The sequence below is a fragment of the Tardiphaga sp. P4_G1 genome (assembly GCF_056401215.1).
The window spans coordinates 183,778-203,641 of sequence record NZ_JBFUJU010000001.1; the positions used below are offsets into that span (position 1 = coordinate 183,778).

Here is a 19,864-nt window from a genome sequence, read left to right on the forward strand (position 1 = left end):
GAAAGAAAGAGAAATATCAGCAGACTGAAAGGTGCAGTCTAGGCATGCGATGGAACCGCGCAAGGCGAACGGGCGCGGCATATTTGTGCAGGTTGGGGGTGTTTAAGGCGCGGCCGCAGGCGCAGGCAGGCCTAGCCCGCCGCACTCACAGGCGGCTTGGCCGCGGGCTTGGTGACGGCACAGAACCGCAGCACGATGCGGGTGCCGGTATGGTCGGGATCCCGCTCGACGGAGGCTTCGAGCTTGCTGGCCATGGCATTGACGATCCGCTGGCCCATGCCGGTGGAGCGCGGATCGACTTTCACGTTGAGGCCGACGCCATCGTCAGTGATCGACAGTTCGAGCTGGTCGCCCTGCGCGGTGAGAACGACATGGATCGGGCCGGCTCCGTCGGGATAGGCGTATTTGACGGCGTTCATCACCAGCTCGTTGACAATGATGCCGATGGCGACGGCGCGGTCCGGGTCGATCTCGACGGACTCAGCTTTCAGCGTCAGGCGCGACATCCGGTTGCCTTCGGCCGAGCGGCGGAGATCTTCCAGCAGCGCTTCGAGATACTGATTGAGCAGCACGCTGTTGAGGTCGTGCGAGGTGTACAGCCGGCGATGGACCTGCGCCACGGCGGCGACCCGGCCCATGGCGTTGGTCAGCGCCACCTTGACGTGATCTTCGCTGGTTGAGTTGGCCTGCAGATGCAGCAGCGAGGCGATGATCTGCAGCGAGTTGCCGACGCGGTGATTGACCTCGCGCAGCAACACCTCGCGCTCGGCTGCAAGGGCCGCATAACGATCGCGCGACGCGTGGACTTCGGCTTCGGCGTCGTCGCGTGCCTTTGATATCAGGGCCTGTTTGATGGCGGTCGTGCAGGCGACATGCAGCAGCGGCAGGAAGTCGCCCTGGGTGTCCTTCACCAGATAGTCGGCGGCACCCGCCTTGAGGGCGGTCACGGCAATCTTGCTGTCCTGCGACGCCGTGACGAACACCACCGGGGGCGGCGAGGGCAGTTTCTGGATCTGCTCAAGCGTTTCCAACCCGTCGAGGCCTGGCATGTATTGATCGAGCGCGATGACGTCGATGCCACCCTGCTTGATCCGTTCGATACCGGCTTCGCCATTGTCGCAATGCTCGACGCCAAAGCCCTGCCGCGTCAGGCCGCGCGACACCAGCCGCGCAAGACCTGCGTCGTCATCGATATACAGCAGCGTAGGCGTCGTGGCAGATGTCATGTGGACGCTTGTGGAACCTGAATGACGGAGAAAAACAGACCGAGTTGGCGGATCGCGTTGGCGAAGCTCTCGTAGTTCACGGGCTTGGTGATGTAGACGTTACATCCGAGCTCGTAGCAGCGCTTGATTTCCTGCGCATCGTCGGTGGTGGTGAGGACCACGACGGGCGCACATTTGAGAAATTCGTTCTCTTTGACCCGCTTCAGGATATCGATCCCGGTCATGTCGGGCAGGTTGAGGTCGAGCAGAATCAGCAGGGCTTCGCCCTTGTGATCGAGGCCAGTGCTATCCTTGCCGAACAGGTAGTTGACGGCGTCTGTACCGTTGGTGAACGGGATGATCTCATTATTGACACCCGAGCGCCTGATATTGCGTTCGATCAGACGGGCGTGACCCTCGTCGTCCTCGATCATAATGATGGTGACTGGCTTACTCATGTTTGTTTATCCCGGTTATGCCCCGTCCATCTGGCCGGCAGCGTGACGGTGAAGTTGCTGCCGTTGCCGAGTTCCGATGACACCGACATGGTGCCGCCCATTCGTCGCACCAAAGCGCGCACATGGGCCAATCCGATGCCCTGGCCGGGCTTGTCCTGTGTACCCGCACGGCGGAAAAGATCAAAGATGCGCTGATGATCCCGGGGATCGATGCCGCGGCCGTTGTCGATGATCTCGAAGATCGCAAAGCCCATCTTGGTGCGGCCCTTGACGAGAATGTCGCCAGGGACGCCGGGCTTCAGATATTTCAACGCATTGTCGATCAGGTTGCCGAAGATCTGTTCCATTGCGAGACGATCGCTCTCGATGTCAGGCAATGGCTCGATGCGGATCTGGGTTTCGGTCTCGGCTGCCTGATGCGCCACCGTGGAAGCAATGCCTTCGATGAGTTCGCGGGTGTCGATCTTCACCGGCTTGAACTCCCGCCGGCCCTCGCGGGTCAGATTGAGGATCGCGCTGATCAAGCGGTCCATCTTGCCGATCGACGATTTGATGAAGCCGAGCGCTTCGGTGAAATCGGCGGAGAGTTGCTTGTCCTGTTCGGGCAGCGCCGGCTCCGGCAATTCGCCGTTCACATCGGGCACGACGGGGTCTGCATTGGCGAGCGTTGCGATACGCCTGAAGATATCGCCGCGCAGCTCTTCGAGCTCGCTGGTGAAGCCCATGATGTTGACCAGCGGCGAGCGGAGGTCGTGGCTGACGATATAGGAGAAGCGCTGCAGCTCGTCATTGGCTTCGCGCAAGTCGGCGGTGCGCTCCTCAACGGCGGCTTCGAGGTCGATGTTGCTGTCGCGCAACCTGGCCTCCGCCTCATCGCGGGCGTTTGACGAGCGGCGCACGAGGAAGATCGACAGCGCCGCCAGGAGCACCACCAGACCGGAGCCGGCCACGGTGACCCACGAGGCCCATTGCTGGCTCTGGTCGGCCGTCCGGGTGCGTTCGACGAACAGGCGGCCTTCTTCGGCGCGCATCGCGCGGGTGATATTGGCGATGTCCTGAACGGCCTGATTGGCGCCGCCGCGACGAAGGATGTCGATGCTCGACTGAATGTCGTTGTTCTTGATGCGGTCGATCCCCCTGGCGAATTCCGCCAGTCGCTGCTCGACGGCTGCACGCAGTTTGACCGTGTTGGCGACCTGGGCCGGATTGTCGTTGGCGAGGGCCACCAGTCTGTCGACGGCTGGCAGGATGGCCGCCGCCGAGGTTTCGTATTCGGAAAGGAATTGTGGACCACTGGACAGCAGATAGGCGCGGGTCGCGCTTTCGGTCCGGCGGATTTCCAGCAGCAGGTTCGATATCTGGTTCTGGACTTCGACGGTGTGGACCACCCACCTGGAATCGTCACGTGCCTGATTCACCAGGATAACGGAGGCCGCGCTGATGGCGGCAAGCACCAGCAATCCCGCCAAGAGCACCAGGATTTGCCATAGCGCTCGCCTGCGGGCGGCGTCAGCGGTCACGTAGTACTCGCTTGGATTGCAGATTGGACTTCAATATGGCCCCCGCCGCCGGACGTCTCCCGGCAGCACAAAAAACGCGGATCGAGGCGATTGGTTCCAGACTGATCCCAAATGTTTCAGGTCTTGGGAGGCTTGCCCGCGAGATACTGTTCCAGCCAGTGGATGTGGTAGTCGCCCTCGATAATGTCGCTTTCCCGGGCCAGGGCCCGAAACAGCGGCAGGGTCGTCTCGACGCCGTCCACTACGATCTCGTCCAAGGCCCGGCGCAGCCGCATCAGGCATTCCGGCCGATTCTTGCCGTGAACGATCAGCTTGCCCACCAGCGAGTCGTAATAAGGCGGGATCTTGTAACCCTGATAGACCGCGGAATCGATGCGGACGCCGAGGCCGCCGGGGGCGTGATACTGGGTGATCGTGCCGGGCGAGGGCCGGAAGGTTTCCGGGTTCTCGGCATTGATGCGGCACTCAATGGAATGGCCGATGATGTTGACCTCTTCCTGGGTGCAGGGCAGGTCGCCGCCGGCGGCGATGCGGATCTGCTCCAGCACGAGATCGATGTCGGTGATCATCTCGGTGACGGGATGTTCGACCTGGATGCGGGTGTTCATTTCGATGAAATAGAACTCGCCATCCTCGTACAAGAACTCGATGGTGCCAACGCCGAGATACTGCATGTCCTGCATCGCCTTGGCGCAGATGCCGCCGATCCTGGCGCGCGCTTCCGGTGACAGGATCGGCGAAGGGCCTTCTTCCCAGACTTTTTGGTGACGGCGCTGCAATGAGCAATCGCGCTCGCCGAGATGCAGCGCGCCGCCGCGGCCATCGCCCAGCACCTGGATTTCGATGTGGCGCGGCCTGGTCAGATACTTTTCGAGATAGACCGACGCGTCGCCGAACGCAGCCTTGGCCTCGTTCGAGGCAGTGGACAGCGCCATTAGCAGATCGGCTTCGGTCTGCGCGACCTTCATACCGCGGCCACCGCCGCCGGCGGCTGCCTTGACGAGGACTGGGAAGCCGATCTCGCGGGCGATGGCTATGGCATCGTCCTCGGGGCCGACGCCGCCGTCGGAGCCGGGCACCACGGGAATGCCAAGCCGCTTGGCGGTCTTCTTGGCTTCGATCTTGTCGCCCATCAGGCGGATGTGCTCGGCCTTGGGGCCGATGAACTTCAGATTATGATCGGCGAGGATCTCGGCGAAGCGCGCATTTTCCGACAGGAAGCCGTAGCCGGGATGCACCGCATCGGCGCCGGTGATCTCGCAGGCGGCGAGCAGCGACGGGACGTTGAGATAGCTATCTTTCGACGCTGGCGGGCCGATGCACACGCTCTCGTCGGCGAGGCGTACATGCATGGCGTCGGCGTCCGCAGTTGAATGCACGGCCACGGTCGCGATGCCGAGCTCCTTGCAGGCCCGCAGGATGCGCAATGCGATCTCGCCGCGGTTGGCGATCAGGATTTTCTCGAACATGGCGTTCCGAAGTCAGAGGACGTTGTGGTGTTACTCGATGATGACCAGCGCTTCGCCGTATTCGACCGGCGAGCCGTCTTCGATCAGGATCTGCGTCACGGTACCGGCCCGCGGTGCCGGGATCTGGTTCATGGTCTTCATTGCCTCGATGATGACGAGAGTCTGTCCCGCGGCAACCTTGGTGCCGACTTCGATGAAGGCCGGCTTGCCGGGCTCCGGGGCACGGTAGACGGTGCCGACCATCGGCGAGGGCACAGCGCCAGGATGCTTGGTCATGTCGGCGGCGGCCGGTGCGGCAGCAGCTGCGGCGACAGGCGCGGGTGCAGCAGCCGGTGCGGGCGCATAAGCCGGCACAGCGGCAGCAACGCTGATGTTACGCGCGACGCGCACGCGCAGACCGGCGCGCTCGACCTCGATCTCGGTGAGGTTGGTTTCATCCAGCAGCAGCGCCAGTTCGCGGATCATGCCGCTATCGTTGCTGGCTTTCGGCGTGGCGGTCTGTGTGTCGTCAGGCTTGCGGGCCATGGGCAATCCAATGTCTGAAGTGAAAGACGAATAATGAGCGAGGCGGGCGCGTCACGCGATGGCGTTGGCACCRATTTTTGCGGCGAGGCCGCTGATGGCAAGGCGATAGCCCTCGATGCCGAAGCCGCAGAGGCTGGCAAAGGCTGCCTTGGCGATGAAGGAATGGTGGCGGAAGCTCTCGCGGGTGTAGACGTTGCTGACATGCACTTCCACAGTTGGAATGCGCACGCCGACAATGGCGTCGTGCAGGGCGATCGAGGTGTGCGAGTAAGCGCCACCATTGATCACGATGCCGGCCACGTGTTTCTCGCGGGCCTGATGGATATAGCCGATGAGCTCGCTCTCGCTATTGGACTGCCGGCAATCTGCGGTCAGGCCATATTGCGCGGCCGTGGTCACGCACAACTTCTCGACATCGGCCAGAGTTGCATGCCCATAGGTGTCCGGCTCGCGGATTCCCAGCAGGTTGAGGTTGGGGCCGTTGAGCACGTAGATGGTGTTGGTCGTGGTATTGGCCATCGGACATCCCGGGCAATCGCAATGGGCGCGGGTGGGCGCCGGTCTGCGGGGGTTATAGGTAACCTGACTGCAGAGGGGAAGCCTTTAGACCCCCGGTTCCCCCAGCCAAATACCTCACCCAATTCATAAAAAGCCCGATGGAACCTGTGGAAAATGCTTATTAACCAAGGTTAAAGCCGCTGGCGCCATTCCGGCAATCTGCCGGCTCACGACAGGGGCGGAGCGTCCCGGATAGCAAACGGGCGGACCCTTTCGAGCCCGCCCGGGTGTCACATCAGATGCGCCGCCTTAGGCGTCGATGACTGCGACGATCTCGAGTGTTCGCGGGTTCACGACGATAATCTCGTTGCGAACCAGGAAGAACTCATAGCCGCGCCAATCCGGATAGACGGTGATGATCTCAGCCGGAAGCGGGTGGAAGCGGACCTCGCGCGGCACACGGGTGCCGACCGAGATCGAGAAGTTCACATTGGTCACCGGCTGGATATTTTGCTGCTTGATGACCGTGGTGACCTTGGTGCGCTGCTCGGTGGTCAGCTTGGCGCCCGCGCCGGCCTGACCGGTGGTCGTGGTCGACTTGGTCTCGGTCGATGTCGACTTGGTGTCGGCACCTGACTTGGAGTCGGTCGACTTGGAATCGGCCTTCATGTCCTTGCCGCCTTTTCCGCTGTCACGGGTCGAGTCGGTCGTACGCTTGTCGTCACGCTGCATCTTGTCGTCGGACTGCGTCGACTTCACCGCCGGCTTCTGCTCGGACTTGTTGGTGGTGTCGGTCGCTTCGTCCTTGTTGACTGGTGCGTTGCGTTCGGCCGGCGCAGCACGATCAGCAGCCGCGCCGCCTGCGGGCGCGCTCGTTGCGCCGCTACGTGCAGCACCGCCCGCCGGCGCCTCACGGGTCATTCCGGCACCTCCGGCGCCACCACCCGACGTTGCAGCTCCTGCGCCGCCGGGATTTTGCGCGCTAGCCAAACCCGAACCTGCAATCAGTGCAGCGGCGGCGACGCTCATCAATAAACGGTTGTTCATCTTGGTTCTCCTCGCGATGCATTGCCCGCCGTACAACGGCATTGGCGGAGGGATGTTCCTGAGAAAGTGTAGTTCCATTGCTTTTGTTACGCTTGAGTATACGTCACGCCGCGTCAGGGCTTGATCTTCGTCTTGTAGACTTCATCGCCGTTGTCATCGATGACGACGACCTTCCGGTCACAGTCGCCTGCGATATCAACTGCGATTTGATGAGCAATATTCTTGGCGACATCCCTGGCTTGTGTGTCGTCGCTACAATCCAGACCTACGGGGTCCTCAAGCCGGAAACCATCGACAATCTCGAAATGATATTTTGGCATTGCTCTTTCTCCTCCTCCATAAAGGGCAATCCACCACCGTTGGGGATGTTCCTAAGTCGGAAATGGAATGACGACGGTCTCAGCCGGAACCAAATGGCAGCACGTGCATTGCACCATCGAATAAGGAAAATGCGATGCCAGCCTTTGTGGAGATGATCGTTCAGAAGATAGCGGAAGCGGCGCCGATCGAGAATTCGGTGTCCGATTTTGTCGCCGGCGTCCTAGAAAATACGGCAAACAAGCTATCGCGCTTTGAGCAGCGCCCGGATGACGGCGAGACGACAATCGAGGACATCGCGTAACTATCGCTGTAATATTGATCGAGTTTCAAAGAGGCCGGCTGTTACGCAGCCGGCCTCTTTACTATGCGTTGGACATGGACAGGGCGGCCTCAACGACTAACATCAGGTCATGTCAGTCGGGATCTGCGGAGCTGTGCTTCGATGAGGAATTGGATTGGAGGAATCCTGGCGCTCGTAGTCCTGTCGGTAGCACCTGCTCTTGGATGGGAGCATTGGGGCGGCGACCGTGGTGGCTCTCGCTTTGCGCCGCTTGAGCAGATCACCTCCGACAATGTCGGCCGCCTGATCGAGGCCTGGCGCTTCCAGACTGGCGATCTCCTGCGTCGCACACCTGCGCAGATGGCGCGCACCAAATTCGAAGCGACGCCGTTGCTCGTTGAAGACAGCCTCGTCTTCTGTACGCCATTCAACGAGGTGATTGCACTCGATCCTGCCAGCGGTCGGCAGAAGTGGCGTTTTGATGCGCGGGTCGCAGCGGATGTGCGTCCGGCCAATCGATGGGTGTGCCGCGGCGTCGCCTATTGGCGTGACGATCGCGCAGCATCTGGCGCGACCTGTCGCAGCCGCATCTTCATGGGTACCAACGATGCCCGTGTCATTGCGCTGGATGCCGCGACCGGATTGCCATGTGCCGACTTCGGCGCGCAGGGTGAGGTCAAGCTCGACCCGGGAATGCCGCTTGATGGCCCCGGTGAATTTCAGATCACATCGCCGCCGGTGGTCGGGCGCGACGTCGTCGTGGTCGGTTCTGCACTCGCCGACAATCGGCGTGTGAGCGCGCCCAAAGGGACCGTCCGCGCGTTCGATGTGCGCAGCGGCGCGCCGCGATGGTCGTGGGATCCGCTGGTCCATGACGGTATCGAAGCCGGGCATGCCAATGTCTGGGCGCCGATGTCGGTGGATGACGAACGCGGATTACTGTTCTTGCCGACGTCGTCACCCAGTCCGGATTTCTGGGGTGGCAAGCGGCCCGGTAACAATGCGCACGCCAATTCGGTCGTTGCGCTGAAGATCGACACGGGTGAACTGGTCTGGTCGTTCCAGACCGTGCATCACGATGTCTGGGACTACGACGTGCCGGCGCAGCCGACGCTGGCCCGCATCGATCTGGCAAGCGGTTCGCGCGACGTCGTGATCCAGGCGACCAAGCAGGGCTTTCTGTTCGTGCTGGATCGCAGCAGCGGCGCGCCGATCTGGCCGGTGGAGGAGAGGGCAGTTCCGCAAGGCGGTGTCGAAGGCGAGAGTCTGTCGCCGACGCAGCCGTTTCCGACGCATCTTCCGACACTGGTGCCGCAGCGGATAACGCCGGATGATGCGTTCGGCGTGACATTCTGGGATCGCGGCAAGTGCCGGGATGAACTGGCCAATGGACGTAACGAAGGCCTGTACACGCCACCTGCGACGGGTGCCGGCACCTTGCTGTTTCCGATGACCGGCGGCGGCGTCAATTGGGGCGGTGTTGCCTTCGATCCCGTCAGGCAGGTGCTCTATGCCAACACGAGCCGCGCTGTGCATCGGGTGACGTTGATCCCACGCGCCGAGGCGCAGAACTACAAGCCGCCGGCAGGTACGGATTTTGGCGCGCAGCGCGGCGCGCCCTTTGCCATGACGCGGGCGCTTGTGGCGTCGCCGCTCGGCATGCCCTGCAACAAGCCGCCCTGGGGCGCGATGGTTGCGGTAGACCTCAAGGCGGGCAAAGTGCTGTGGGAGTCGAAAGTCGGCACCAGCGAGGACACCGCACCACTGGGGCTCGCACTGGCCACCGGCATGCCGCTTGTCAATGGTCTGCTGGCGACGCGCGGGGGCGTGATCTTCGCCGGCGCGATGGACGCCTACCTGCGTGCGTATGATGCGAAGACCGGCGCCGAACTCTGGCAGGGGCGGCTACCGGTGCCGGGCGTCGCCAATCCGATGACTTACGCCGCGAATGGAGAGCAGTATGTGGTCATCGCCGCCGGCGGGCATTCGGAAGTCGGCACTTCGATCGGCGACAGCGTCGTGGCGTTTCGTCTTGCGCACGACGGAGAGGCGCCATCGCTGCGCTCGCTTTATATCGATCGTCCCGGCGGCCGGCTTCGCGCCGGCGCGATCGTGCTGGGCGTGGTGCTCGTGCTGTCTCTTGCCGTTGTTCTAGCCTGGCGTGTTCGGCACAAAGCGCGGGCGTGACTTAAACCCAGCGCTTGTCGGCGGTGAAGTCCACTGTCAGCCAATAGCCGGGGCTGAGCCCGCCCATGGCCAGGGCAATCTCCGCACGGATGGCGTCGAGTTCGGCGAAGGTCTTGCTGATCTCGCCGGACGGTGCCACCAGCCCGATCTCGATGAATTGCTGGCGGCCGGATCGCATCACATGCGAGCTGCAGTCGCTGAAGCCGTGCTTGTGCGCGATCGATTGCGCGAGCTCGCGAACCTCCTCGTCGAGATCGCTCGGTGCGACCTGCAGGATGTCACGCCCGGCATTCCAGATCGTCGAGAGCGGAAACGGCAGCAGGCAGATCGCAACCACCAGCAGGATCAGCGGATCGACCAGCGGCGCATAGGCCGCTGCAGGAGTCTTCGCCATCACCGCTCCGAGCAGGAAGCTGATGCAGACCGCCAGACTGAGTACACCGCCCATCAGCCAGGCACGGGCATCGATGTCGAGCAGTTGCGAGCCGTGTTCGCCGGCCGAGCGGCGGATATAGATGCTCATGCCGAAGCTGATGGCACCCGCCACCGCGGCGAAGATAGCGCCGGGGCCGAATTCGATGGCGCGACCGCCGGTGATCAGCCCGTTAAGGCCGTCGATGAAGGCATAGGCGCAAGCGAAACTGAGCACCGTGCCGTTGATCAGCGCGAGGATTGGTTCAAGGTGCCAGTAGCCATACTGGAAGCGGTCGTCTTCGCCTCTGCTGATCAGTCGTGCGGTCAGCAATGCAACGCCGGTCATGGCTGCGTCGATCAACGTGTAAAAACCGTCGAAGGCGATGGCGCGCGAACTGATGGCGAGCCCGAAAGCGATGCTGGCAAATGAAATGAGAAGCGTGACGTAAATCGAAATCTTCAGGAGCCGCTGCTCCTGTTTGGTATCGGTCAACATTGGGAACTTAGGCGGGGTGTCCGCTGCATCCTTTTACCGTTGGGGATAGGTTACCCTATACAGATGGCGTTCAGCCGCTTTGACCGCTACCGCAAGATAAATAAAAAACCGGCTGCGATGCAGCCGGTTTGTCATATTTCCGAGATGTTCGTGTCGGCGCGGGCGACGGTATGAATCACCCTGCCGGTGTCTGGGTTTACGAACAGAGCGCCTTGCCGCAGCGGGCCTGATTGATCTTCTCCTTCAGCGCGTCTGCGCCGACGGCACCGATGATCACCTGCTTGCCGATGACGTAGCTCGGCGTGCCGTTCATGCCCATGGATTCCGCGAGCTTGAAGTTCTCTTCGATGGTCGCGCGCACTTCCGGGCTGGCCATGTCCTTTTCCAGTCTGGCGACGTCGAGACCTGCTTCCTTGGCCGCTGCCAAGGCGCGGGCCTTGTCGGCCTGGCCGCGGCCACTCAACAGCTTCTGGTGGAAGTCGAGATACTTCTTGCCGGTCGGGTCCTGCATGCGCACGGCAACAGCAACCTGGGCGGCTTCAACCGAGCCGGGCCCGAGCACCGGGAATTCCTTCAGCACGACCTTGAGCTTCGGATCGTTCTTCATGATGCCGACCATGTCGTCCATGGCGCGCTTGCAGTAGCCGCAATTGTAATCGAAGAACTCGACGAAGGTGACGTCGCCATCCTTGTTGCCGACGACGACACCGCGTGGCGAGTTGAAGATGGTGTTTGCGTTCGCGGCGATCGCAGCCTGATGCTTCTCGGCTTCAGCCTGGGCCTGACGCTTGGTCAGCTCGGCCGAGACCTCTTCGAGGATTTCCGGATGGGTGATCAGGTAGTCCTTGATGATCTTCTGGATCTCGCCGCGCTGGGCGTCATTGAACGTCTGCGCCGATGCAGGCGCGCCGCACAGGGCGAGGGCCACAGCGGCAGAGGCGAGAAGGCGGAACGAAGGCATGGGCAAATTATCCTTTGGAAAAGGCCGAGTCAGAAAGCCACGTGTCATTCGGGAAGCTGCTTAGCATTTTGAGGGCAAAATACGCGTTATTTGTGAAGGCGGTCACGCGCAATTCATCATGGCGCCGCAGGTCTCAGAAGCCGGAATGGTGGTGATCCGGCCCGGTCATTGCAGTGAGGGCATGCGGTGCCGGCAAGGGAGCGCTTCCGATCTCGTCATCGAAGATCGGTGCCAGCGGTGGTGCGGGCTCATAGAGCACGACCCGGTTCTTGCCGCTGTGTTTGGCCTGATACAGGGCGTGATCGGCGGCCGCCATCAACCGTTCGGGGGAAGCGATGAGCTCGGAGGACCACTGCGCGACGCCGATGGAGGCGGATAGAGTCCTCACTGTGTGTCCGGCATTGCCAAATTGTCGCGGGCAGGCCGCCAGCACGCGCCGCGCGATCTCGCCTGCCTGCTGCAGGTCGGTGTCGGGCAGCACGATGCAGAACTCGTCGCCGCCGCATCGGGCCAGCGTATCGCCGGGGCGCAACTGATCTTGCGCCGCTTGGGCGAATTGCTTCAGGCAGTCATCGCCGGCGCTGTGACCGAAGCCATCATTGACCGCCTTGAAGCCGTCGAGGTCGATCGCCAGCAGTGCGTATGGGCGTGCGGTCCGCCGCGCCATCGCACATTCCTCGTCCATCCGCTGCAACAGGCGGCGGCGATTGCCGGCGCCGGTCAGATCGTCGATCAGCGCCAGTTCGGCTGCGTCGCCGCGCAGGCGGTCGATCGCCATCATCAGCAGTCCGTAATTCCACGTCATGGCGAGGAATGCCGCCACCAGCATGAAGCCGGCCTGTACCGCATCGACCGTCACCATGGTCGTCTCGCTGCCGCCCAGATGAAGCAGCGCGGCGATCGCGCGGCAGGCAAAAGCAACAAGCAAGAGAATCGAGAGGTAGCCGGCCATCCGTGCGCCGTGATTGCTGCGCCGATGATCACGCGACAGTAGCAGCGGTAGCGTCAGCGCCACGGGAACGCCCTGGCTCAGCGAGTAGACGACAACGCGCATCGCATAATCGTCGATGACCAGTCTGAAGAACATGAAGCCGGCGAGGCTCGCGGAAATTACCAGGGCGGTGGCGATCCAGGATGTAGGCCTGTCGTAAAAGCGGCGGATACCGACCTCTGACAGACAGTAAGCGAGAACCGTCATCTGCGCGGCGAACAGCAGGCCGACGGGATTGGGAAACAGCAGGCCGAGAGCAGGGCCGATCGACGCGCTCAGTGAAGCGGCGCTCCAGTAGCGGGCCGGGACGAAGTTCGGATAGCAGCGTGCGACATAGGCCCAGACGAGACCTGATGACAGGAAGTTGGCGAGCGTGAACCAGAAGATGGTCGTCGTGCTCATTGCCGCCGGTCCCACGTGCGTGTGACGCCGCTGTGTGCGGTTTCGTGCTCCGATGGCTGCATTGGTCTCCCCGCCGGACGCGATGAGCGCATCCATTTTCACTAAATGCAGCGAGTTCCGTTAACGGAACCTGACCGCTGCCGGCGAGAAGCTTGGGGTGGTTGTAAAAGGATGAAGATCATATCGGCGTGGACGGCAGGGCTCGGTGAGGCCACGCATCGGTCTGCTGGCGGGCAACCTTTGCCATCGGCCCGTGTCAGCCCTCCCTCGGACGATCTGATATACCCCCTCCCGTCGGCTGTGCCGATGGGAGGGACCATGAACGCCAGGTTTGAACGGAAACTGAGGGTCCTCACGACGATTATCGCCGCTGGCGGCGCTGCCGGTGTCGCGTTCAGTGCCACTCATGATCTGCCCATTCTGCCCGGGCTCGTCATCGGATTGGTGATCAGCACGGTTCTGGGCGGCTTCGAAATCATGGTGGCCGATGGTCCGATCCGAATCTGGCTGAGCGGTCGCTCGTTCACCGCCAACCTCCTGATCAAGAGCGCGTTCTACGCCGTCGTGATTTTGGCTGTGCAATGGTTTCGGCTTGCGGATGTGCTGATCGGGCGGACGGTCGAGATCGCGGAGGATACGTTCTGGTCGAGCCTGGTCTATTCGGTTGTCGTCTCCATCGTCGTCAATCTGGCTTTGGCAATCACCAATCTCGTCGGCGGACGCGCGTTGTTGAACTTCTTCACCGGGCGCTATCACACGCCGGTCGAGGAAGAGCGTTTCGTCCTGTTCGTGGATATTGCGGGCTCAACCAGCCTGGCCGAGCAACTTGGTGGCGTCGGTATCCACCGTTTCCTCGATCGGACCTTTCGCCTGCTGTCGCTCCCGGTCGTCGACTATCGCGGCGAGGTGCTCGCCTATGTCGGCGACGAGATGATTGTGACCTGGACGAAGCGGGACGGTGCGGTCGATTGCCGTCCGTTGCGCTGCTTCATGGCCATGCGCGACGAACTGGCGCGCAAAGCGGGGCAGTTTGAGCGCGAGTTTGGCACGGCGCCCCGCATTCGCGGCAGCCTGCATTTCGGGCCGGTGATCATCGGCGAAATCGGCGACGTCAAACGCGCGATTGTCTTCAATGGCGACGTCATGAACACCGCCTCGCGGCTGGAAGAGCTCAGTCGTGGTGTAGAGGGCGGTTTTGTCGCATCGAAGGCGGCGATGGATTGCTTTGCCTCGGCACCGCCATTCACGGTCAGTGCACTCGGTCATCTTCCCATTCGTGGACGCGTGGATGGAATTGTCGCATTCGGTTTGCAGCCGCCGCACGAAACATAATGAAATAAACGCGCAAACAAATGGCAAATCAACCGTGCAAGAGTTTCCGGACATGGAAACCCGCATGGCCCAGTATTCAAGATTCACTTTGATCGTTGCAGAGCTCGCGTGATGCCTCGCGCGACGCTTCCCATTATTTGCACGGCGCTGCTGCTGTCGGCCTGTGCGTCGCTGCCGCGCGCTCCGCTGATAGCAAGCGCGCGCGCGACGATCCCGCAGATTCCGTTGGCCAGGATATCGCCCGACGAAGGCTATCGCATCTTCGCGGGATCGCGGCGCGGTGCCGCACCGCTCACCATTCTTGCCTTGTCCGGCGGCGGCGCTGACGGCTCCTATGGCGCAGGATTCCTGCAAGGCTGGTCCGACTCCGGACTGCGCCCCGATTTCGATATCGTCACCGGCTCCAGCGTTGGCGCCCTGATTGCGCCATTCGCGTTTCTCGGCCCGGGCTATGACGGCCGTCTCGAAGCGATCTTCACCAGCGGCGCTACTGAAAATCTGATGCGTATCGCGGGGATCAACGCCGTTGTCGGATCGGGCGTCTTCAAGGCGGGGCCGATGAAAGACCTCATCTCGAAATATGCTGATGATCGGATCATCGATGCGGTCGGCGCACGGTATCGCAGGGGCAAGATGCTCATCGTGGCCACCACGAACCTCGACACCCAAGGGACGACGCTCTGGAATATGGGGGAGATCGCAAGCAGCGATAGTTCTGGCCGCTATGAGTTGTTCCGGAATGTTCTCGCTGCGTCAGCCGCTATCCCCGGGATTTTCCCGCCGGCCTTGATCGCCGTCGAGTCCGGCGGAAACATGTATTCCGAGATGCATGTCGATGGCGGCGTGACATCGAATATTCTGGCTGTGCCGGAAAGCGTGTTGACGGCCCATGCGGGATCGCTGGCTACGAAGTCTCGGGTCTTCGTGATCGTTAACGGCAAGCTGTCGCCCGACGCCTCCTATACGTCGGATCTGACGCTTCCGATCGTGGCGCGCTCGTTTCAGACCTCGGTGAAGGCCAATACGCGCAATGCGATGATCGCGACATACGATTTCTGCAAACGCAACAACTGGGATTTCAAAGCGACGGCCATCGACGCGGGCAAGCTCACCACGAGCGATCCGACCAATTTCGATACTGATTATATGAAAGAGCTCTACGCCTACGGTCGTGCCAAGGGTGGTTCGGCCAGCGGATTTCAATCGAACCTGGAAGGGTTGAGGGGGCAGGGTAGCTAGATGTGTCGCATCGCTCCAACAGCGTCTCTGGAACGCTCCCGAATACGGATATCCGTTTGGCGCCTCTGGTCTCGCGTAAAAGACATCGCGTTCCTGAGCGTGGAGGTTGCGTATTATCCGTTGCTCGTCTTCGGGATCGCGATGATCTTGTGGTCCAGCTGAACAGGTGTTGCTTACGAAGGATCATTCTTCAGTGATGGTCTGCAGCGGCACCGTGTGGTCGCATGGCGAGCGCGTCGTTCAGGCTGCGACCGATGATACGTTCGCGACATCGATCTCGATGGAAAGCGTCTGCCTTAACCCGTGAGGTTGCCGGTTCTCGATCTCGAGCGTGCCTCCCTGTCGTTCGACAATTTCCTTGGCGATGGCCAGGCCGAGCCCGGCGCCGGGGATTGACTGGCGGCGGGCCGGATCGGCGCGAAAGAACGGTTCGAAGGCACTTGCCAGGAATTGTTCGGGAATGCCGGGACCGTTGTCATCGATCAGGACGACAGCGCGGCGATCGTGAACGCGCAGGCTTACGATGGCGCCGCCGCCATGGGTCGCAGCATTGATGATGAGATTGCGTAGGGCGCGCTTGAGTGCGAGCGGTGAGATCTTGACGCTGCTGTGATCGAGTCCGGCAATTGTCACCCGCATCTTGATCAGGGTGAGTTCGGCGCAAACGTCCCCGACGAGTTCGTCTAGTCTGACGTGCTCGGTGCCTTTTCCGACGGTCTCTTCCCGAACGAGCTGGATGGCGCTGTCGGCAATGTGATCCATTTCATCGAGGTCATGCAGCCACTCCTCACGCTCTCGTTCGTTGAGAAATTCGGCGCGCAGACGCATGCGTGTCATGGGTGTCCGCAAATCGTGCCCTGCGGCAGCTACAAGTCTGATCTTGCTGTCCATCGCTTTTTTTAGACTTGCGCCCATCATGTTCAGTGCCTGAGCGGTTGCCTTGATTTCGATAGACCCTTCTTCTTTGAGCACGGGCAGCACGCCGTCCTTACCAACGGACATCGCCATGCTCTGCAGCAATTTAAGCTGGTTCGTCGTCTGATGGGCGACCGTAAGAGCAACCCCGATGACGCCAACCGTGATCAGTACCATCCAGCCGGCGAGGCCCCACCACACTTCAGGAGGCGGCGCGTGCTCGCGTATGGGCCAGCTCAGCCAGCCGGGGCCCATCTTGATGGACGCCCATCGTTGGCCATCCGGCGTTTGCTTGACGAAAATGTCGAAATTGGCTTGCGATTTTTGAAATGCTTCCTGCAGAAGCTTGGTCGGCGCTTCCAGAAGCTTTCCCTCGATGGGCGCCGGCTGAAGATGAAAGACTGCATCGTTTCCGCGAAAGGTGATGCTGTTGGAAAATGCAGCGACGCGAGACGTCAATCCGTCACGAAAATCCTTTTCGACCAGCCCGAGTATCATTTGCGACATCACGGCGCTGGCCAGGATCACCACGCAAAGGACCGAGCCCACGAGCATCAAGGAAAATCGAATGCGTATGGAGTTCATGTGTCTGCGCCAATGGTTTCAACGCGTGCCGAGAAAATGTAGCCGCCGTTACGCACGGTTTTGATCAACTGGAAATCATCATTGTCGCCAAGCTTCTTGCGCAACCGGCTCATCAACACGTCGATCGAGCGATCGAATACGTCGTCGGAGCTGCGGTTCGTCAGTTCGATCAACTGATCACGCGAGAGCAGGCGACCCGGCCGTCTGACGAGCACCAGCAGGAGTTCAAATTCGGCTGTTGTGAGATCGAACGGCTGCCCGTTTTCGTCCAGCAACTGCCGCGCGCCGGGATGGAGTTTAAATCTGCCGAAGTGATGTTCGAGCACCTGGGAGAGCTGGATGTCCTGCGTCACCTTGCGACGAAGCACCGCGCGGATGCGGGCGAGCAATTCGCGCGGATTGAACGGCTTGCCGAGATAGTCGTCCGCGCCGATTTCGAGGCCGATGATCCGGTCGACATCCTCCTTCAGCGCCGTCAACAGGATGACGGGTATCTCGGAACCCTCCCGCCGAAGATCGCGGCAGATATCGAGCCCCGACCCATCGGGGAGCAGGACATCGAGAACGATCAGGCTGACCTCGTTGGTCTGCAGCGCTTCCTTCATCGTTCGCTGGTCGGAGGCGATGGATACGCGGTAGCCTTGTTCGGTCAGATAGCGTCCCAGCAGTTTTCGTATGGCAAGATCGTCATCGACGATGAGGATGTGAGACATGGTCTGCATTGGGCGGCATCCGGCTCCAGGCGGTTGTTCGTTCAACGTGACTGCTAATGTCGTAGCATAGCTGTCTTGGGCGGAGGGACGGTAATCACTGTCATGCATGTCCGGTCATTCCGTCACCGGCATTGCGTCGTCGTTCCACTCGGGAGGTGCTCCCATTTTCCCGCCGATGAAGGCGGAAACGCCGGTGCGCCCGAAGGCGTCACAGGCGGCGTATTTGGGCTTGCCCCCAAAGGCCGAATTCACGCGCTGTAGACTGGGCGTGGACAGCTTCTTGTCGAACGGATTTTCACCGGTAATGAGGAGCTTGCTGAAATCTGCGCCGAACTCGCCCGCCAGGTCGTAGGCATCGCCGGATGCCGCAACGCGCGGCGTGCTCGTCAACATGTCAGCATCGCGGGCCCAGACGAATGCCGCTTTCTGCTGGCCTTGTACGTCGCGGGCTTCCGCCTCGACCGACAGGCCGCCCATGCCGTATGGGATCCGGGGCACGACGATGGGAAAGCCTGCACTGATGAACATAGGTGCGGCGGAGGCAACCTTGGCGGCCCCAGCGACATTCGGGTCGGTGACGGTCACACGCGTCACTGTGACATGCACCGTTAGGTCGGCGGGTTGCCCGGATGGGACCACATTGAAGCGGTCGCTCAGTCCGATACAGACGGAACGGTCGACAGCATTCGCGATGACGCGACGTTGCTTGTCGGTGAGGGCGGCTCGAGATGCGGCATGAGAGAATGACGTGGGTATGATGCTGACACTCCTGGCCGCCAGGACACCGGCCTTGTCGACGCGCATCTTGGACTTGGTAGTGATGCCGTCGGCCGGCGCGAGGTCGTTATACGAGGCGAGAGACCCTGATGTCTCCAGCTGCGCCGTGGCGCATCCAGCGACAGTTGCTGTCAGAGCGTGCAGGCATATCAGTTTCAACACGTGGTTGATGGCGTTCGCGCGCATATAGATGTCCCCCAATAGTCAGGGACACTGCGTACGGAGACAAATTGTCAGCCACATTGCGAAAGATTACGGATCAGCCGCCATTTGTTTCAGAACATTGCAGAGGGAGGCGCGCTAGTTCTTGCCCGGCATTTTCGCGGCGATGATGCGTCTGCTTTTCAACAGCCCGCGTGATTTCGGCTGTGGGCCATCACTTCCTGATCCGCAGCCGAGCGGATAGGATCAAATGAGGTCAATTACATTCGACTGCTGCCGCTGCTCGGCTCGCAGTCTACTTAAAATAGCCGATAATAAAAGAATCGCTATTAGATTGATTTTATGTAGACTTAATCCGGACCCTTTAAATTGGAGGGCTGCGGATGCAGGAGCGTTTTTCGTATCTTTTTAAGAATATATTCTTTATAAGCGTCCCGCTCGGTTTGTTAGCGATCTATACAGCAATCGTTTCGATGGGGCGGTCCTTGCCTGATAGTCGAACATTGGAAGGACTACTTGGTCAGCTCACCGTGATCGAGAGGCATCTTTCGAATTTCATATCTATCAGCCCTCCCGATTCTAGTTCTGAGAAGCTACAGCTGCTTCTCGAAAAGCTTACGTTCATTCAGGAGAAGCTAGTCGACAGAACTTCTGCGCCAGAGACGTCTATCCCAACGGTCGCTGAGATCGGTGCGATCCTTGAGAAATACAGAACGTTAGGCACAAAGGTAGAAAGGGACCCGGCGGTCAGCTTTCTCGACTTTGTCAGAGCAGCATTCGACGTGACTAGGCCAGTACCCAAATTCGATATGGTCGCGGAACGCGTGGCGAAGTTTCTTGGAGATATGATCTATGAAACCGGAAAAACGGGAGTAAATGAACTAACGAAGGCGGTAATTTGCCATCTTTGGCCGGAGTCGTGTTCCAGATCAGCAAACGTGAATGTCACACTGACTGTTGAGAATTCGCGCAACTCAAGTACTTCAATTCCCTCAGGCTCGTTGCTCGATATTTACACGTCTGTTTGGTACCCGGTGTCGGACAGCGCGGATGATATGGGTGAGGTCGAGCGAACCGTCGTGCCACGACTTATCAGGCAAATAGGAGGGCGTACCGGCTGCGTGATATTCGTGGACGGCAACGCTGATACGGTTGGGAGCGATTCTCACAACATTGCATTGTCTGAGCGTCGCGCGCGCGCCGTTGAAAAGGTTCTCTCCGCGCGCTTTGATCGTTTGGCGAGAGTTGAGCGGTTTGCGAGCAGCGAGCGGAATGGGATGAAGATCACCCGCGACGATAAGCCTGAAATGTACAATCGCAGGACGGACATCCATCTGAGTTGCGGTTAGTCGCGACGGAGCTTCTAC

19 protein-coding genes are annotated in these 19,864 nt (G+C 60.7%); 5 read left to right on the forward strand and 14 right to left on the reverse strand.

Going from position 1 to position 19,864, the window contains the following annotated elements; genetic code table 11:
- Positions 1-131: 131 nt before the first annotated feature.
- The 8 genes from AC1DUY_RS00915 to AC1DUY_RS00950 form a co-directional block, all read right to left on the reverse strand.
- Entirely contained in the window at positions 132-1,226 is a 1,095-nt protein-coding gene (locus tag AC1DUY_RS00915; protein ID WP_089264104.1) for a response regulator, read from the reverse strand.
- Positions 1,223-1,663, reverse strand: coding sequence for a response regulator (locus AC1DUY_RS00920; protein ID WP_089264105.1), 441 nt, complete (start codon positions 1,661-1,663; stop codon positions 1,223-1,225). The genes AC1DUY_RS00915 and AC1DUY_RS00920 overlap by 4 nt, the downstream gene beginning before the upstream one ends.
- Positions 1,660-3,183: a sensor histidine kinase gene (locus AC1DUY_RS00925; protein ID WP_478111689.1), complete on the reverse strand. Its 1,524-nt coding sequence runs from the start codon at positions 3,181-3,183 to the stop codon at positions 1,660-1,662. The genes AC1DUY_RS00920 and AC1DUY_RS00925 overlap by 4 nt, the downstream gene beginning before the upstream one ends.
- Before the next feature lie 116 nt (positions 3,184-3,299).
- Positions 3,300-4,652, reverse strand: coding sequence for an acetyl-CoA carboxylase biotin carboxylase subunit (accC, locus tag AC1DUY_RS00930; RefSeq protein ID WP_478111691.1), 1,353 nt, complete (start codon positions 4,650-4,652; stop codon positions 3,300-3,302).
- A gap of 30 nt (positions 4,653-4,682) precedes the next feature.
- Positions 4,683-5,177, reverse strand: coding sequence for an acetyl-CoA carboxylase biotin carboxyl carrier protein (gene accB / locus AC1DUY_RS00935; protein WP_093758392.1), 495 nt, complete (start codon positions 5,175-5,177; stop codon positions 4,683-4,685).
- 51 nt (positions 5,178-5,228) lie between these two features.
- A complete protein-coding gene (aroQ, locus tag AC1DUY_RS00940) occupies positions 5,229-5,696 on the reverse strand; it encodes a type II 3-dehydroquinate dehydratase (protein ID WP_093758393.1) in 468 nt (155 codons plus the stop codon).
- A 288-nt stretch (positions 5,697-5,984) separates the two neighbouring features.
- Positions 5,985-6,722: a DUF1236 domain-containing protein gene (locus AC1DUY_RS00945; RefSeq protein WP_478111694.1), complete on the reverse strand. Its 738-nt coding sequence runs from the start codon at positions 6,720-6,722 to the stop codon at positions 5,985-5,987.
- Positions 6,723-6,835: 113 nt separating this feature from the next.
- Entirely contained in the window at positions 6,836-7,042 is a 207-nt protein-coding gene (locus AC1DUY_RS00950; RefSeq protein WP_089264111.1) for a DUF6894 family protein, read from the reverse strand.
- A 134-nt stretch (positions 7,043-7,176) separates the two neighbouring features.
- Between AC1DUY_RS00950 and AC1DUY_RS00955 the strand changes: the two genes are divergently transcribed.
- Entirely contained in the window at positions 7,177-7,344 is a 168-nt protein-coding gene (locus AC1DUY_RS00955) for a hypothetical protein (protein ID WP_231080567.1), read from the forward strand.
- 141 nt (positions 7,345-7,485) lie between these two features.
- Positions 7,486-9,510 (forward strand): pyrroloquinoline quinone-dependent dehydrogenase, encoded by a 2,025-nt coding sequence (locus AC1DUY_RS00960; protein WP_478111696.1) that lies wholly within the window; start codon positions 7,486-7,488, stop codon positions 9,508-9,510.
- Between the two features lies 1 nt (position 9,511).
- On the opposite strand, the gene AC1DUY_RS00965 is transcribed toward AC1DUY_RS00960, so the two are convergent.
- From AC1DUY_RS00965 to AC1DUY_RS00975, 3 genes are all read right to left on the reverse strand, one after another.
- The gene (locus AC1DUY_RS00965) at positions 9,512-10,420 is read right to left on the reverse strand and encodes a cation diffusion facilitator family transporter (RefSeq protein ID WP_089264113.1); all 909 of its coding nucleotides are present in this window, start codon (positions 10,418-10,420) and stop codon (positions 9,512-9,514) included.
- A 196-nt stretch (positions 10,421-10,616) separates the two neighbouring features.
- Positions 10,617-11,381: a DsbA family protein gene (locus AC1DUY_RS00970; RefSeq protein ID WP_439058516.1), complete on the reverse strand. Its 765-nt coding sequence runs from the start codon at positions 11,379-11,381 to the stop codon at positions 10,617-10,619.
- Between the two features lie 133 nt (positions 11,382-11,514).
- Complete coding sequence (locus tag AC1DUY_RS00975) at positions 11,515-12,774, reverse strand: GGDEF domain-containing protein (protein ID WP_478111699.1); 1,260 nt, start codon at positions 12,772-12,774, stop codon at positions 11,515-11,517.
- A 105-nt stretch (positions 12,775-12,879) separates the two neighbouring features.
- Between AC1DUY_RS00975 and AC1DUY_RS00980 the strand changes: the two genes are divergently transcribed.
- Both AC1DUY_RS00980 and AC1DUY_RS00985 read left to right on the forward strand, forming a co-directional pair.
- Positions 12,880-14,106 carry an adenylate/guanylate cyclase domain-containing protein gene (locus AC1DUY_RS00980; protein ID WP_478111701.1) on the forward strand — a complete coding sequence of 409 codons (1,227 nt, stop codon included), beginning with the start codon at positions 12,880-12,882 and terminating at the stop codon, positions 14,104-14,106.
- Between the two features lie 111 nt (positions 14,107-14,217).
- Positions 14,218-15,345, forward strand: coding sequence for a patatin-like phospholipase family protein (locus tag AC1DUY_RS00985; protein WP_478111703.1), 1,128 nt, complete (start codon positions 14,218-14,220; stop codon positions 15,343-15,345).
- A gap of 240 nt (positions 15,346-15,585) precedes the next feature.
- On the opposite strand, the gene AC1DUY_RS00990 is transcribed toward AC1DUY_RS00985, so the two are convergent.
- The 3 genes from AC1DUY_RS00990 to AC1DUY_RS01000 form a co-directional block, all read right to left on the reverse strand.
- The gene (locus tag AC1DUY_RS00990) at positions 15,586-16,815 is read right to left on the reverse strand and encodes an ATP-binding protein (protein ID WP_478111705.1); all 1,230 of its coding nucleotides are present in this window, start codon (positions 16,813-16,815) and stop codon (positions 15,586-15,588) included.
- A gap of 26 nt (positions 16,816-16,841) precedes the next feature.
- The gene (locus AC1DUY_RS00995) at positions 16,842-17,567 is read right to left on the reverse strand and encodes a response regulator (protein WP_089264118.1); all 726 of its coding nucleotides are present in this window, start codon (positions 17,565-17,567) and stop codon (positions 16,842-16,844) included.
- A 105-nt stretch (positions 17,568-17,672) separates the two neighbouring features.
- Positions 17,673-18,521 (reverse strand): DUF3313 family protein, encoded by an 849-nt coding sequence (locus AC1DUY_RS01000; RefSeq protein WP_184516964.1) that lies wholly within the window; start codon positions 18,519-18,521, stop codon positions 17,673-17,675.
- 359 nt (positions 18,522-18,880) lie between these two features.
- Here AC1DUY_RS01000 and AC1DUY_RS01005 point away from each other — a divergent pair, with 359 nt between their 5' ends.
- Positions 18,881-19,846, forward strand: a complete 966-nt coding sequence (locus AC1DUY_RS01005; RefSeq protein WP_478111708.1) for an OmpA family protein — start codon at positions 18,881-18,883, stop codon at positions 19,844-19,846.
- Positions 19,847-19,864 lie beyond the last annotated feature (18 nt).

Bases quoted from the DNA above. Each gene is read 5' to 3' on its own strand.
- AC1DUY_RS00915 (WP_089264104.1), bottom strand. From the start codon at position 1,226: ATGACATCTGCCACGACGCCTACGCTGCTGTATATCGATGACGACGCA.
- AC1DUY_RS00920 (WP_089264105.1), bottom strand. From the start codon at position 1,663: ATGAGTAAGCCAGTCACCATCATTATGATCGAGGACGACGAGGGTCAC.
- accC (WP_478111691.1), bottom strand. From the start codon at position 4,652: ATGTTCGAGAAAATCCTGATCGCCAACCGCGGCGAGATCGCATTGCGC.
- accB (WP_093758392.1), bottom strand. From the start codon at position 5,177: ATGGCCCGCAAGCCTGACGACACACAGACCGCCACGCCGAAAGCCAGC.
- AC1DUY_RS00945 (WP_478111694.1), bottom strand. From the start codon at position 6,722: ATGAACAACCGTTTATTGATGAGCGTCGCCGCCGCTGCACTGATTGCA.
- AC1DUY_RS00950 (WP_089264111.1), bottom strand. From the start codon at position 7,042: ATGCCAAAATATCATTTCGAGATTGTCGATGGTTTCCGGCTTGAGGAC.
- AC1DUY_RS00955 (WP_231080567.1), top strand. From the start codon at position 7,177: ATGCCAGCCTTTGTGGAGATGATCGTTCAGAAGATAGCGGAAGCGGCG.
- AC1DUY_RS00960 (WP_478111696.1), top strand. From the start codon at position 7,486: ATGAGGAATTGGATTGGAGGAATCCTGGCGCTCGTAGTCCTGTCGGTA.
- AC1DUY_RS00965 (WP_089264113.1), bottom strand. From the start codon at position 10,420: ATGTTGACCGATACCAAACAGGAGCAGCGGCTCCTGAAGATTTCGATT.
- AC1DUY_RS00970 (WP_439058516.1), bottom strand. From the start codon at position 11,381: ATGCCTTCGTTCCGCCTTCTCGCCTCTGCCGCTGTGGCCCTCGCCCTG.
- AC1DUY_RS00975 (WP_478111699.1), bottom strand. From the start codon at position 12,774: ATGAGCACGACGACCATCTTCTGGTTCACGCTCGCCAACTTCCTGTCA.
- AC1DUY_RS00980 (WP_478111701.1), top strand. From the start codon at position 12,880: ATGCAGCGAGTTCCGTTAACGGAACCTGACCGCTGCCGGCGAGAAGCT.
- AC1DUY_RS00985 (WP_478111703.1), top strand. From the start codon at position 14,218: ATGCCTCGCGCGACGCTTCCCATTATTTGCACGGCGCTGCTGCTGTCG.
- AC1DUY_RS00990 (WP_478111705.1), bottom strand. From the start codon at position 16,815: ATGCTCGTGGGCTCGGTCCTTTGCGTGGTGATCCTGGCCAGCGCCGTG.
- AC1DUY_RS00995 (WP_089264118.1), bottom strand. From the start codon at position 17,567: ATGCAGACCATGTCTCACATCCTCATCGTCGATGACGATCTTGCCATA.
- AC1DUY_RS01000 (WP_184516964.1), bottom strand. From the start codon at position 18,521: ATGCGCGCGAACGCCATCAACCACGTGTTGAAACTGATATGCCTGCAC.
- AC1DUY_RS01005 (WP_478111708.1), top strand. From the start codon at position 18,881: ATGCAGGAGCGTTTTTCGTATCTTTTTAAGAATATATTCTTTATAAGC.